The following is a 13,599-nucleotide window of genomic DNA, read 5'->3' as shown; positions in this document are numbered from 1 at the left end:
GCAGGCATAGCACTTTGGTTGTATGGCTCGAATGAGCTGACCCTTGCACACTGCAGGATAGCGCCGCTGACCAAACCCTGACTGGGCACACAAGTGTTTCTTGCGCCAGGAAGGTTTGGTGAGCCGCGCTTAACGGTTTATGCTATAGCCGGCGGGCCAGATTACCGTGACCCGCCCGCTGTTTCCGGCGCTGGTGCGGTCAGTCTCCGGTGCGCATCGCCAGGGCCATCACACGCCCCGGCTTGCTCGCGCGCCAGGCCCCGCCTCGCCTGGCAGGTGTTTCAATTGCTGGCACATTGCGCTGTGCCGGCCATGTACGGTGCCACCATGAAGCACCGGCATATCTACCCACCCGAGTGAGGCCGTCATGTTGTTTTTTCGCAAGAAACCTGCTGCCGACGACAGTTCGGCTCCGGCATCCAGCATTCCGCCCATCCAGCTGATTCGCAGCAGCGCCCCGCAACTGAGCCAGGCGCTGCCAGCCCAGCCCGACCCACGCATTCGTCTGGTGCTGGGCTATATCAGCCCGAATGCCGACATGGACGCGGTATCGCGCAGCGTGCGTGAGCGCTACCCGAAAGCCAGCGTGCTGCTGACCAGCACCGCCGGCGAGCTGTGCGCCCAGCGCAGCAGCGATGCGCTGTACCAGGACACCCCGCAAGGCTGGCAGGGCGTGGTGCTGCAGCTGTTCAGTGATGCGCTGATCGAGCAGGTGCAGATTGCCAATGTGCCGCTGGGCTGCGAGGACATCCGCCAGGGCGCGCCCAAGCTCAGGCACGACGCCCGCGTGGCGCAACTGGCGCACACGCTGGGCCAGCTGCGCCTGCCATTTAGCATGCGCGCCGAAGAAGGTTTTGTGCTGACGCTGGTGGACGGGCTGTCCAATAGCGAAAGTTTTTTGATGGAAGCAGTGTACGAATCCAACCGCTTTCCCTATCTGTTTGTCGGCGGCTCAGCCGGTGGCCTGCTGGACTTCAGCCACACCCGGCTGAACGACGGCCAGCAAACCCGGGAAAACCACGCGCTGCTGTGCTTTGTCAAACTGACCCCGGCCTATCGCTACGGGGTGTTTAAAACGCAGAACTTTGAAGAAACCGGCAAGGCATTCCTGATTGCCGGCGCCAATACCGAACTGCGCACGGTCAGTTCGGTGATGGACCGCCAGACCGGCGAAGTGCGCGATATGGTTGACGAGCTGTGCCAGCATTTTCATTGCCGCGAAGAAGAACTCGACAGCAAGCTGCAAAACCACACCTTCGGCATCAAGATCAACGGCGAGCTGTTTGTCCGCTCGGTGCTGCAGATCAACCGCAGCACGCGCAAGCTGCACTTTGCCTGCGACATTGCCTTTGGCGAAACGCTGCATCTGCTCAAGGCCGTGGACTTTGCCGGCAAGACCACCAGCGACTACCGCGCCTTCAGCCAGAACAAACCGGCACCCGTGGGCGGCATCCTGTCCGACTGCATCTTGCGCCGGCTGAACAATGCCCAGCAGCTGAACCGCGCCCAGGTATACGGCGATGTGCCGGTGGCGGGGTTTTCCACCTTTGGCGAACTGCTTGGCGTCAACATCAACCAGACACTGACCGCCGTGTTTTTCTACCCGGCCAGCCAGGGCTTCCGCGATGAATTTGTCGACCAGTTCACCCTGCACTACGCCAACTACAAAAACTATTTCTTCCGCCGCGAGCTGTCGCGCAGCACGGTAATCAGCGGGATGAAAAGCCAGATCATTGCCGACCTGCAGGGCTACAAGACCCTGGCCACCGAGCTGAGCGAAACCCTGCCAGCGTTTCGCGGCAATGCGCAAACCCAGATCGAGCAGCTGGAAAGTATTGAAACCCGGCTGCGCGACTTCAGCGAGCATGTCAGCGACGGCGTGCGCTCCACTGAGTCGGTGCGCAGCCAGATTGGCGAGCTGGCCCAGCATGCCGGGCAGATTGGCAATGTGCTGGGCATGATCAAGAAAATTGCCGAGCAGACCAACCTGCTGGCGCTGAACGCCGCCATCGAAGCCGCCCGTGCTGGCGAGGCCGGGCGGGGGTTTGCCGTGGTGGCCGACGAGGTGCGCAAGCTGGCCAACAACACCCAGTCCAACCTGGAAACCACCGGCGGCTCCATCGATAATGTCTTGCGCGCCATTGACCAGGTCAGCAGCCAGATTCATCAGGTGGGCGAGCTGGTGGGCGGCTTTGCCGAACGGATGGGCGACACGCTGGACACCCTGCAGCAACTGGGCAGCGCCGCCCGTCAGGGCAAGGGCGATGTGGAAAGCATGCTCAACCACACCGAAACGCTGTATGCGCAGATGCAACGGGTGGACAAGGAAATGGCCGACATCATGGCGCTGGAGCGCGCCAATGTGGCCAATTGAACGCCTAGCCCTACTCTTGACATCCTCCCCCGCCTAAAGTCGGGGGATTCCTACGGCGCTCATCCCGACATCGAGCCGGCATAAGTCGCTTCGGCGGGTTCCTGCTGCTGGCGGCATGACTGCACCGCTCACTTCACAGGTGATCCGGGCGGCGGTTTCCCGCCCGGCGGAAGCATCCGCCGTGTCCTGCCCTTCGTCTCGCAATCGTTGCATCCCGCGAGACAGGATGTTGATCGCGCCGACCCGATCGGCGTTTTCCTCGAAACCGCATTCCACACACTGGAACCGTGCCTGCGTCTGGCGGTTGTCCGCCGACACATGGCCGCAGCACGGACACCTGCGGCTGGTGTTCTGCGCCGGCACGGCGATGAGATGCCCGCCGTTCCACGCCAGCTTGTAGTCCAGTTGGCGACGGAACTCGGCCCATCCTTGATCGAGGATGGCCTTGTTCAGCCCGGATTTTGCCCGAACGTTCTTGCCCGGTGTTTCGGTTGTACCTGCCGCCGACCTAGACATATTCCGCACCTGCAAGTCCTCAAGACACACCATGTCCTTGAGCGTCTGCTGCAGCGGATGAACGGGCGCATCCGCCAGCCATGCTGTCTCCGCGCTGTGGCGCCACTCGGTAAGCAGCTTGCACAGCCCGGCGTAGCCGAGCTTCTTCTTGCCTTGCTCGTAGCGCTCCTTTCGGCATCAGTTCGTATTTGTAGGCTTGAAGGCGTTGCATACTGGTATTTTATACAGTCCACCCCCATCGACGGCACGGACGGCTACGCCGTCCGTGCCATCCTTCCCCGCCCTGGGTCAAAGGGTTTGCTGGGCATGCTGGGCGGTTCCAGAGAATCAAAGTTCACGCCATGATATTACCTGACTGTTATCCCGCACGCATGCACCCGATCAGGCAACGCCCGGCACAGATGCCCTGTTGTCCATTGGCCCCAACCCGCTGCCCCAAAAAAACACGCCGTCGGCGCAAGCGCAAGACGGCGTGGGGGTCAGGCCAGGGGCAGCAATCAGCGACGCATCGAGTCGAAGAACTGCTGGTTGCTCTTGGTGGCCTTGATCTTGTCGAGCAGGAATTCCATGGCGTCCAGATCGTCCATCGGGTACAGCAGCTTGCGCAGCACCCAGATCTTTTGCAGCTGTTCCTGGGCAATCAGCAACTCTTCGCGGCGGGTGCCGGAGCGGTTGACATTGATGGCCGGGTACTGGCGTTTTTCGGCCATACGGCGATCCAGATGGATTTCCATATTGCCGGTGCCCTTGAATTCTTCGTAGATCACATCGTCCATGCGGCTGCCGGTGTCAATCAGCGCGGTGGCGATGATGGTCAGGCTGCCACCTTCTTCGATATTGCGCGCCGCGCCAAAAAAGCGCTTGGGGCGTTGCAGGGCATTGGCGTCCACACCGCCGGTCAGCACCTTGCCCGAGCTGGGCACCACGGTGTTGTAGGCGCGGGCCAGGCGGGTGATGGAGTCCAGCAGGATCACCACGTCTTTTTTATGCTCAACCAGACGCTTGGCCTTCTCGATCACCATTTCGGCCACCTGCACATGGCGGGTGGCGGGTTCGTCGAAGGTGGAGGCCACCACTTCGCCCTTGACCGTGCGGGTCATTTCGGTGACTTCTTCCGGGCGTTCGTCGATCAGCAGCACAATCAGGATCACATCCGGGTGGTTGGAGGTGATGGCATGGGCAATATGCTGCAGCATCACGGTTTTACCCGACTTGGGCGGTGCCACCAGCAGGCCACGCTGGCCCTTGCCGATGGGGGCGATCAAGTCGATGACCCGTCCGGTGATGTTTTCTTCGGACTTGATGTCGCGTTCCAGCTCCAGACGGCGAGTGGGGTGCAGCGGCGTCAGGTTCTCGAACAGGATCTTGTGCTTGGATTTTTCTGGGGCTTCACTGTTGATGCGGTCCACCTTGACCAGGGCAAAATAGCGCTCGCCCTCTTTCGGGGTGCGGATTTCGCCTTCAATGGTGTCGCCGGTGTGCAGGTTGAAGCGGCGGATTTGCGAGGGCGACACATAGATGTCGTCGGGGCCTGCCAGGTAGGAGGTGTCCGGGCTGCGCAGAAAGCCAAACCCGTCTGGTAAAACCTCCAGCGTACCATCGCCGTAAATGCTCTCGCCTTTCTTGGCCTGATTTTTCAGCAATGCAAAAATCAGGTCTTGTTTGCGCAGGCGATTGGCGCCGTCAATCTCGTTGCTGATGGCCATCTCAACCAGTTGGCTGACATGCAGGTGTTTTAAGTCGGATAGATGCATAAGGGGAGGTCAACTCTAGACGAGTGATCGGAAAAGACGTGGGGAATCACTGATAAGGTGCGGGGGAATCCGGGCGGCATTGCGCCACCCGTAATCAAACATGACAGCTAGAGAATAGACGCTTTAGATGTGGCTGTCAATAAACGCGGTCAGCTGGCTTTTGGACAATGCGCCCACCTTGGTGGCCACCACCTGGCCATCCTTGAACAGCATCAGGGTGGGGATGCCACGGATGCCGAATTTTGGCGGGGTCTCGGCGTTTTCGTCGATGTTCAGCTTGGCGACGGTCAGGCGGCCCTCGTAGCTTTCTGCCACTTCGTCCAGAATCGGGGCGATCATTTTGCACGGGCCACACCATTCGGCCCAATAATCCACCAACACCGGACCGCTGGCCTTCAGTACATCAGTGTCAAAGCTGGCATCGCTTACGTGCAAAATCTTTTCGCTGCTCATGTGTGTGTCTCCAAAAACGGCACAGATATAAGGGGGGAGTAAAACAGTTAGCCTGTGGCCCTGGCGGCCACAGCGCAGAATAGGGGTTCAAGCGGTCTGTCTTTTGATAGTAACAAGGCTGCTGCCTTGCAGCAAGATTGAATCGGCACAAAGCCGCTGCCCCCAAGTGCATTGTAGACAATTAAATTGTGTGCAATGATATTTTCTGTTGCCCTTTGCCCAGGAACCCATCATGTCCGCTGCCGCCCTCTATCAATTTAGTGCCACCCGCCTGGATGGCAGCCCGCTGGCGCTGGCCGACTACCAGGGCCAGGTGCTGCTGCTGGTGAATACCGCCAGCCAGTGCGGCTTTACCGGCCAGTATGCCGGGCTGGAAGCGCTGCACCGCCAGTACGGCCCGCGCGGGCTGGCGGTGATGGGGTTTCCCTGCAACCAGTTTGGCCATCAGGAGCCGGGCAGCGCCGACGAGATTGGCGCATTTTGCCAGCGCAATTATGGGGTGAGTTTTCCGCTGTCGGCCAAGGTGGACGTCAATGGCGAGCACGCCCACCCGCTGTGGCGTTATCTGGCCGAACAGCGCCCTGGCCTGCTGGGCATTCGCGCCATCAAGTGGAATTTCACCAAGTTTCTGGTCAATCGCCAGGGTGAGGTGGTGGCCCGATTCGCCCCACAAACCACGCCGCAGGCGCTGGCCAGCGAGATTGAGGCGCTGCTGTGAGCGCCTTGCCGCCGCCACCGGAAGCCCAGCTGTGCTTTGCCCTGTACACCGCCAGCCGGGCGATGACCCAGGCCTACCAGCCGCTGCTGGCCGAACTGGGGCTGACCTACCCGCAGTATCTGGTGATGTGCGTGTTATGGCATGGCGACGGTCTGAGCGTGCGCGCGCTGGGCGAGCGGCTGCAGCTGGATTCCGGCACGCTGACCCCGCTGCTCAAGCGCCTGGAAGCCCAAGGGCAGATTCGCCGCGAACGCGCCACCAGCGACGAACGCCAGCGGCAAATCTGGCTGACCGAATCGGGCCGGGCGCTGGCAGAGCCCGCCAGCCAGGCACCTGCCCGGCTGCGCCAGTGTGCCTCTGAGGTTGAACTGACCCGGCTGGCCAGCCTGCGTGACCAGCTGACCGAACTGCGTGATGCCCTGCAGCATCCGCACCCTGCCACCACGCCCTGAATACCGGCCTCAGCCGGCGGGCGATTCGCGCAGTAACTGCCCCAGCAAGGCCATGCCGCGCTGCAGGCTGGCCGGGTCGCTGTGGCTGAAATTCAGCCGCATGGCGCTGGCTGCTGCCGGGGCTGCCGGGAAAAACGGCTCGCCCGGCATGAATGCCAGCCCACGTTCCAGCGCCTTGGGCAGCAGGGTGCGGGTGTCCACCCCTTCGTGATTCAGTTGCAACCAGAAAAACAGGCCACCGGGCGGACATTGCCAGTGCGCCAGCCCGCCCAGTTCGGCACTGAGCGCGGCGTGCATCTGGTCGCGCCGGTCGCGGTACAGCGCGCGCAAGCGGGCCAGATGGCCGGGATAATCGCCCTGTTCCAGCTGGCGCAGCACCAGCCACTGGCCCAGCCGGTTGCTGTGCAGGTCCGACGCCTGTTTCAGCCGCAACAGCAGCGGAAACAGCTCGGGCGAGGCAATCAGATAGCCCACCCGCAGGCCGGGTGCCAGGGTTTTCGAGAAGGTGCCCAGGTACACCCACGGTGCCCGCTCCAGCCGGGCGCAGATCGGGGTGCGGTCACAGCTTGGGTCGTACACCAGTTCGCGGTAGGGGTCGTCTTCCACCAGCATGACCTGGGCGGCGTCCAGCTCGGCTGCCACGGCATCGCGGTGGGCGCGGTCATAACAGCGCCCGGAGGGGTTCTGGAAGGTGGGAATCAGATAGCTGAACGCCGGGCGACGGGCCAGCTGGGCGCGAAATTGCACCAGGTCGGGGCCGTTGGCTTCCAGGGGCGTGGCCAGGCAGTCCGCACCAAAAAAATGGAAGGACTGCAAGGCGGCCAGGTAGGTGGGCGCTTCCAGCAGCACCGGGGTGCCGGGGTCGATCATCAGCTTGGCCACCAGATCAATCCCTTGTTGCGAGCCAGTCAGGATCAGCACCTGGCTGGCGTCGCAGCGCAGCCCCATCTGGCGCGCCTGTTCGGCCACGGCGTCACGCAGCGCCGGTTCGCCCTCGGATGGCCCATACTGCAGCACGCTGGCCGGCACGCCGGCGAAATCTGGCAGCTGCAGGGTTTCGCTGGCCGGCAGGCCGCCGGCAAATGAAATCATGCCGGGGCGCTGGGCGGCGGCCAGCACGTCGCGAATCAAGGAAGAGGTGAGTCGTTCAACGCGGCGGGATACCATAGGGCAGTCTCCAACAGTTATATGGTCAACAATATTGACCTATTATCGGAACACAAAGGAAAATAGTCAACATGGTTGACCAAAATCGTGACCCGGCGCTCGACGAGGCGCTGGAACTGTTCTTTTATGGTTTTCGTGCGTTTACCGCTCTGCCAGACCAGGTGCTGGCCCAGCGCGGCTTGCAGCGGGTGCATCATCGGGTGTTGTATTTTGTGGGCCGCCATCCGCGCCTGAGCGTCAACTCCCTGCTGGGCATTCTGGCGGTCAGCAAGCAGGCGTTGAATGCGCCGCTGCGTCAGCTGGTGGAGCGTGGCTTGATTGCGGTGGAAGTGGCCAGCCATGACCGGCGGGTGCGTGAACTGACGCTGACCGAAGACGGCAGCCAGCTGGAAGCGGCGTTATCAGCCGCCCAGCATGCGCTGATGGGCAAGGTGTTTGCCGAAGTGGGCCCACAGGCCGAACAGCAATGGAAAACCGTGATGCGGGCGCTGGCCGCCCGCTAGGGAAGCGCTGAAAAAATCGTCATTCCCGCGAAGGCGGGAATCCAGTGTGTTGATTTTGCTGGGTTTTTCTTTTGGAAAACACGATTTTTCTGAATAAATCAGCGCGTCCCTAGGGATGCGCGGCTGGCGATCCGGATACGCCCGTCCCCCCCTGGAGGGCGAGGTTTGCCAGGTGAGGGGTCAATCAGGTGAGCCCTTGTCTTTGCCCGGATGAGGCGGTTTCTGTCTGTCTCTTTGCGCCAGATGGCATACGGTAGTACCATACCCCTCTATACTATTATTGACGGAGCCCGCCATGTCGCATACCCAGCGTGACCAGGCCAAACTGCTGGCGCGAGTGCGCCGCTTGACCGGGCAGATGCAGGCGCTGGAGCGGGCCTTGCTGGCAGATGCCGCTTGCGCTGATGTGCTGCAACAGCTGGCGTCGATTCGTGGTGCGGTTAACGGACTGACCGCTGAACTGATGGACGGCCATTTGCGCGAGCATGTGCTGGAAGCCAGCGACGATGCCGCCCGCCAGCAGGCGGTGGACGAGTTGTCCGCCATTTTGCGCACCTATATCCGTTAATTGCCCAGGACCGCCGCCATGACTGCTGCTTCTCCCCGTTACCGGCTGGCCAGCCGTACCCCGGCGCTGCCGGCTGGGTTTTTGCCCCAGCATGCCCATGTGTTTCTGGGTGATGATCACCAGCGCAATGCCCGCCGGGTAGGCTGGGTGATGGCGCTGACCACGGCGATGATGGTGGCGGAAATTGTGGCCGGCAGCTGGTTTGGCTCGATGGCGCTGCTGGCCGACGGCTGGCATATGGCCACCCATGCCGGGGCGATGCTGATGACCGCGCTGGCCTACCGCTATGCATTGCGCCAGGCCAATAATCCGCGCTTCAGTTTTGGCACAGGCAAGGTGGGCGATCTGGCCGGATTTGCCAGCGCCATGGTGCTGGCCGGCGTGGCGTTGACCATGGCCTGGGAAAGCAGCCTGCGGCTACTGAGCCCGGTGGCGATTGAATACAGCCAGGCCATGGCGGTGGCGGTGCTGGGCCTGCTGGTCAATCTGGCATCGGCCTGGTTTTTACACGACAGCCATCCTCACCCTGACGGCCACGGCCATCACCACCCGCCTGCATCAGGCCACCACCACGCGCATGGCCACAGCCATGGCCACGACCATAATTTGCAGGCCGCTTACCTGCATGTGCTGGCCGATGCACTGACCTCGGTGCTGGCGATTGTGGCGCTGGCGCTGGGCCAGCAGTATGGCTGGGCGTGGCTGGATCCGCTGATGGGGCTGGTCGGCGCGGTGGTGATTGTGCGCTGGGCCTGGGGCTTGCTGCACACCACCGGCCATGTGCTGCTCGACGCGGCACCGCCGGCGCTGCCAGCAGCCATTCGCGCCGCGCTGGCTGATGCTGCCGTGCGGCTGGACGATGTGCATGTCTGGCAGGTGGGGCCGGGGCAGTATGCCGCCATTGTGGCGCTGCAGGCCAAACAGCCCGCCCCGCCTGCGCATTACAAGGCGCAGCTGGCTGGCGTGGCTGGGCTGGTGCATGTGACTGTTGAGGTGAACGCCAGCGCTGGCTGAACTGGAAGGGTGCCGGCTCTTTTGCCTGGGGCGGAGGGGGTGGTGAGTAGCGGTTAAGGATACGCTGAAAAAATCGTCATTCCCGCGAAGGCGGGAATCCAGGTTTTTGATTTTGCTGGGTTTTGCTTTTGGCAAACACGATTTTTCTGAATAAATCCGCGCGTCCTTAAAGCCCGCAACGCTTTTTTACCAACTCAACCACAGGCGCAAACTGCGCCGCTGACAATGCCGGCGGGCGCGGCATCACCCGGTCGGCAAAGGTATCGAGCGCATCGGCGAGATGCATCGTGAAGGTGTTGATGTCTTGCAGCCGCTGCGGGGTGCTTTTCCCTCCATACATTGGGCCAATTCTACGGGCTGAATTTTCTAATCTTGTCAGCTTGGCTTGCCAATACTCAACGCATGCCAAGCGGTCTTCCACGTCTTCAATCCCGGCGTCTTCCAGCACCACCGGAATCACCCGCTGGGCAAACTGCTCGGGCTTGCATTGCGAGTATTGCCACATCAGCCCCAACTCACGCATGCAATCCACCGATTGGGTGTATTTGCCGCTCAGCACAACAATCACGCAAAACCCCCGGCCAATTTCTTCCTCAAACTGGCGAATGCTGTCGCCCGTGAGCATCACATCTATATCGCGCAGCACATTCACCCAAGGCTTCAGCGCCTGCTGTAATGCTTCTACCGTGGCATCGCTCTCGCCGCCCCAGGCGTAAGACACATAGACCGACGGTATTGCGCGGGGCTGGATTTCGGCAAAGGCTTGCTGCTCGGGCTTGCTTCGGGCATGGCTTGCTTCATGGCCCGTGACCTGCTGGGTTTGGCCGATGTCCCAGTGCAGGGTGGGCGCCTGTCCAATGCGGATTTGCTGAATCGATTTAATCAAATGCGCCACCACTTTAGCCGCACCGCTGCCCCCAGCCTCCACCACAATGCGCCCCTTGGCGCAGCCAGCATCTGGGGTGTGCGATTCCACGGCAATGCGCACCGGCCCCTTGGCGGCATCATCGTAATAGGCCACGCCGGCATCCCAATACGCGGCCAGCCGACCTGCTTGCTGGCCGATGGCGCACAGCGCGGCGCGCAGCACGCCTTCGTGCAGAAAGGCGTATTCCAGATAGGCGCGCGCTTCAGCCGCCCGTTCTTGCCAGATTTGTGCCACTTTTGCCGAGGCGGCCGCGTAGCCAGGCAACAAGCCGGGGGCAATATACACGCCTTTGCTGATTGCAAAGCAGACGCCGCACTGCTGCATCATGGACAGAAACAGCGATTGCTCTTGCGCGGAATACTCGCCCCAAACCAAAGCAGACAAGAGTTCTTGAGTGAACTCACCATCCCGGCTTCGGATGATTGGCAAGGTGTGGGCGCGATCCAGCACCGCATAAATGCCACTTAAAGCCCAGGCCTGATCCAGCACCACCTGTTGGTCAAACAGGCCCGCACGCCAAAACACCTGCCCGGCGCGGTGCAGGTAGTCAATCGACACCTCTGGGATGGCCTGCGAATGGGCCGCCTGGCAGAGCGCCACATAGCCCGGCCAGCTGAGGGTTTTGTGCCCGGCATCGCGTTGCGCGCGCAGCTGGTCGGCGATGCTCACCCAGCTTTGCGGCAGCCGGACGGCGCCATAGCGTTCTTGCAGCATGCGGGCGGCGGCCTTGAGCGCCGGCACAAAGCGCTCCATGCCATCGCGTTGTTTGGCGCTGCACGCCGTGCGTTGCAGGCGGGCAAAACCATGTTGGCCCGGCATTGGCGCTTCCTGCTCGTCGCTGACTCGGTCGCATTGCGATTGCACCACGATCACCGGCGCCTCGGCCCCGGCCAGCGAGCGCACGTATTCCAGCCAGTACACCAGCGGCCGGTTTTGCATCGGCACGCTATTTTCTTCAAACGCCTTGGTGTTTTCATGCTCGGGCGTCCAGACAATCACATACACCGCCCGCTCATCCAGAAACAGGCTGTGCGTGCCCAGGTAAACATCCTGCCCGCCAAAATCCCACAGATTGCCAAACAGCGTGGTGTCCCCGTTCTCATCACACAACAGCGGAAAGCGCCCAAGGTGGATGCCATGCGTGCTGGCCACGCCATCGTCAAATGGCAGACCTTGCAACTGCCGGCAGATTTGGGTTTTGCCGACGCGGCCATTGCCGAGGACAAAAATTTTCACCTCGCGATTGCTAGCCTCGCCGCTGGCCAGGATGTCTTTTTGCCAGGCCAGGATGCGGTCGAGGCAGGCGGCGCCGGAGTAGGCATCCCGGCCCCCAACGTAGGCAAGCTCCTGGGGGGCATCGTGCAGGGTGTCCGCTTGCAGCTCTTGCAAATAAGGCAACTGATGGATGAGGCTCGTGGCGGGAAGGCAAGAAAAGGGAAAACTACACGCTAAGCTTTGTAGCTTGGGAAAAGATCGTAATGTTGCTTGGCTATCGGGAGAGACGCCTGAATGGCGCAAGTCCAGTTGCTGGAGGGCGGAGAGCTGGGCGAGGGGCGTCAGGTCACTGACTTGCTTGCACCTGCCCAAATCAAGTTGCTGGAGACCGGGGATCTGAGCAAGGGGCGTTAGGTCGCTGACTTGCTCGCACATGCTCAAGTCAAGTTGCTGAAGGCCGGAGAGTTGGGCGAGGGGCGTCAGGTCGCCGACTTGCTGGCACCAGCCCAAGTTCAGTTGCTGGAGAGCAGAGAGCTGGGCAAGGGACGTCAGGTCGCTGATTTGCCAGCAGTTGCTTAAGTCCAGCTTCCGGAGGCTGGAGAGCTGAGCAAGAGGGGTCAGATCACTAATTAGCAGGCATTCGCTCAAGTCAAGTTGCTGAAGGCTGGAGAGCTGAGCGAGAGAGGTCAGATCACTAATTAGCAAGCATTCGCTCAAGTCAAGTTGCTGAAGGCTGGAGAGCTGAGCGAGAGGGGTCATATCACTAATTAGCAGGCATTCGTTCAAGCCAAGTTGCTGGAGACTGATAAGCTGAGCAAGGGGCTCTAAGTTGGTAAGTTGGCGACATCCGTTCAAGTCCAGTTGCTGAAGGCTGGGGAGCTGAGCGAGAAGGGCCAGGTCACTGATTTGCTGACACCAAGATAAGTCAAGTTGCTGAAGCTCGTTAAGTTGAGTGAGTGGCGTGAAATCGGTAGCTTGGTCACACCCACTCAAATCAAGCTGCTGAAGTTTGATGAGCTGGGCGAGGGGCTCCAAGTCAGTGACTTGCTGACACCCACCCAAGTCAAGTTGCTGGAGGCCGGAGAGCTGAGTGAGCGGCATCAGGTCGCTGGCTTGCCAGCCGTCGCTCAAGTCAAGTTGCTGGAGGTGGATGAGCTGGACAAGGGGCGTCAGGTCGCTGACTTGCTGGCACCAGCTCAAGTCCAGTTGTTCGAGGTCGAAGAGCTGGATGAGCGGCGTCAGGTCACTGACTTGCAGACACTCACTCAATTTCAGCTGCTGGAGGGCGGAGATTTGGGCGAGGGGTGTCAGGTCGCTGACTTGCCGGCACTTGCTCAAGTCAAGTTGCTGGAGGCAAGAGAGTTGGGAGAGCGGTGTCAGATCCCTAATGCGCCAACACCTGCTCAAGTCAAGTTGCTGGAGGCCAGAGCACTGAGCAATCAGCGTCAGATCGACCAATTGATCGCAACCACTGACATTCAACCGTCTAAGCTTTTTCAGCGCGCCAATTGGCTGTAAGTCACTCAGCGACTCGCAGTCCGCCAACTCAAGCGTTTCCAGCTCAGTCAGCGCGGCAATATGCCCGATGTCGGTCAGCTGCCGACACCCTTTCAATGACAGCTTCTTGAGCTGAGGCAGTTGGCTCAGGCTGGCCGGTAGTATTTCAAGGCGCAGACAGTCAAAAACCAGCTCGGTGGCGTGGTTGGCGATGGCTTCGGCGACCAGCCGTTCGGCCTCGCACTCGACGTAGTGGTTCAGAGAGAACATCAGGGATCCGGTCTGGAGGGCAGCGGGGCAGATGATGAAAATTATGCCATAAGTCTGCACCAGAATGGCTAAGCGCCACGCATCACACCTTGCTGGCGTAGTTGAGCGGCTGCGGCGCAATGCTTGGCCGAACCGTCTGCGCATCGCGTCAAGGAGATTTCCAGCAGGCG

The 13,599-nt window shown here is 61.0% G+C and carries 10 protein-coding genes and 1 pseudogene; 6 read left to right on the top strand and 5 right to left on the bottom strand.

Annotated features, from left to right (window positions below):
• Positions 1-517 precede the first annotated feature (517 nt).
• A pseudogene (locus BXU06_RS18475) lies at positions 518-2,374 on the top strand (methyl-accepting chemotaxis protein); the annotation flags it as partial.
• Positions 2,375-2,407: 33 nt separating this feature from the next.
• On the opposite strand, the gene BXU06_RS17840 reads toward BXU06_RS18475, so the two are convergent.
• The 3 genes from BXU06_RS17840 to trxA form a co-directional block, all read right to left on the bottom strand.
• Positions 2,408-2,923 carry a transposase gene (locus BXU06_RS17840; RefSeq protein WP_253189540.1) on the bottom strand — a complete coding sequence of 172 codons (516 nt, stop codon included), beginning with the start codon at positions 2,921-2,923 and terminating at the stop codon, positions 2,408-2,410.
• A gap of 464 nt (positions 2,924-3,387) precedes the next feature.
• Positions 3,388-4,644 carry a transcription termination factor Rho gene (rho, locus tag BXU06_RS06615; RefSeq protein ID WP_077297981.1) on the bottom strand — a complete coding sequence of 419 codons (1,257 nt, stop codon included), beginning with the start codon at positions 4,642-4,644 and terminating at the stop codon, positions 3,388-3,390.
• A 123-nt stretch (positions 4,645-4,767) separates the two neighbouring features.
• On the bottom strand, positions 4,768-5,097 hold the full coding sequence (trxA, locus tag BXU06_RS06610; protein WP_077297979.1) for a thioredoxin TrxA: 330 nt from the start codon (positions 5,095-5,097) through the stop codon (positions 4,768-4,770).
• Between the two features lie 232 nt (positions 5,098-5,329).
• Between trxA and BXU06_RS06605 the strand changes: the two genes are divergently transcribed.
• Positions 5,330-5,815, top strand: a complete 486-nt coding sequence (locus BXU06_RS06605; RefSeq protein WP_077302716.1) for a glutathione peroxidase — start codon at positions 5,330-5,332, stop codon at positions 5,813-5,815.
• Complete coding sequence (locus tag BXU06_RS18390) at positions 5,812-6,267, top strand: MarR family winged helix-turn-helix transcriptional regulator (RefSeq protein WP_305764629.1); 456 nt, start codon at positions 5,812-5,814, stop codon at positions 6,265-6,267. Before BXU06_RS06605 ends, BXU06_RS18390 begins: the two co-directional genes overlap by 4 nt.
• Before the next feature lie 9 nt (positions 6,268-6,276).
• Here the strand turns inward: BXU06_RS18390 and BXU06_RS06595 are convergent, their stop codons facing one another.
• Complete coding sequence (locus BXU06_RS06595; protein WP_077297977.1) at positions 6,277-7,434, bottom strand: PLP-dependent aminotransferase family protein; 1,158 nt, start codon at positions 7,432-7,434, stop codon at positions 6,277-6,279.
• 71 nt (positions 7,435-7,505) lie between these two features.
• Between BXU06_RS06595 and BXU06_RS06590 the strand changes: the two genes are divergently transcribed.
• The 3 genes from BXU06_RS06590 (at position 7,506) to dmeF (ending at position 9,519) form a co-directional block, all read left to right on the top strand.
• Positions 7,506-7,937 (top strand): MarR family winged helix-turn-helix transcriptional regulator, encoded by a 432-nt coding sequence (locus BXU06_RS06590; RefSeq protein WP_077297975.1) that lies wholly within the window; start codon positions 7,506-7,508, stop codon positions 7,935-7,937.
• A gap of 295 nt (positions 7,938-8,232) precedes the next feature.
• Positions 8,233-8,505, top strand: a complete 273-nt coding sequence (locus tag BXU06_RS06585) for a metal/formaldehyde-sensitive transcriptional repressor (protein ID WP_077297973.1) — start codon at positions 8,233-8,235, stop codon at positions 8,503-8,505.
• 18 nt (positions 8,506-8,523) lie between these two features.
• Positions 8,524-9,519, top strand: coding sequence for a CDF family Co(II)/Ni(II) efflux transporter DmeF (gene dmeF, locus BXU06_RS06580; protein ID WP_077297971.1), 996 nt, complete (start codon positions 8,524-8,526; stop codon positions 9,517-9,519).
• 166 nt (positions 9,520-9,685) lie between these two features.
• On the opposite strand, the gene BXU06_RS06575 is transcribed toward dmeF, so the two are convergent.
• Positions 9,686-13,429, bottom strand: a complete 3,744-nt coding sequence (locus BXU06_RS06575; RefSeq protein ID WP_171982135.1) for a leucine-rich repeat domain-containing protein — start codon at positions 13,427-13,429, stop codon at positions 9,686-9,688.
• Between the last annotated feature and the right edge of the window lie 170 nt (positions 13,430-13,599).

The sequence above is a fragment of the Aquaspirillum sp. LM1 genome (genome assembly GCF_002002905.1).
Classification (GTDB): Bacteria; Pseudomonadota; Gammaproteobacteria; order Burkholderiales; family Aquaspirillaceae; genus Rivihabitans.
Note: the sequence above shows the minus strand (reverse complement) of the source record. Positions and strands in the feature narration are given on the sequence as shown.

Excerpts from the sequence above, each read along its gene's own strand:
- BXU06_RS06605 (WP_077302716.1), top strand. The coding sequence starts at position 5,330 with ATGTCCGCTGCCGCCCTCTATCAATTTAGTGCCACCCGCCTGGATGGC.
- rho (WP_077297981.1), bottom strand. The coding sequence starts at position 4,644 with ATGCATCTATCCGACTTAAAACACCTGCATGTCAGCCAACTGGTTGAG.
- BXU06_RS06585 (WP_077297973.1), top strand. The coding sequence starts at position 8,233 with ATGTCGCATACCCAGCGTGACCAGGCCAAACTGCTGGCGCGAGTGCGC.
- BXU06_RS06595 (WP_077297977.1), bottom strand. The coding sequence starts at position 7,434 with ATGGTATCCCGCCGCGTTGAACGACTCACCTCTTCCTTGATTCGCGAC.
- dmeF (WP_077297971.1), top strand. The coding sequence starts at position 8,524 with ATGACTGCTGCTTCTCCCCGTTACCGGCTGGCCAGCCGTACCCCGGCG.
- BXU06_RS06590 (WP_077297975.1), top strand. The coding sequence starts at position 7,506 with ATGGTTGACCAAAATCGTGACCCGGCGCTCGACGAGGCGCTGGAACTG.
- BXU06_RS06575 (WP_171982135.1), bottom strand. The coding sequence starts at position 13,429 with ATGTTCTCTCTGAACCACTACGTCGAGTGCGAGGCCGAACGGCTGGTC.
- BXU06_RS17840 (WP_253189540.1), bottom strand. The coding sequence starts at position 2,923 with ATGGTGTGTCTTGAGGACTTGCAGGTGCGGAATATGTCTAGGTCGGCG.
- trxA (WP_077297979.1), bottom strand. The coding sequence starts at position 5,097 with ATGAGCAGCGAAAAGATTTTGCACGTAAGCGATGCCAGCTTTGACACT.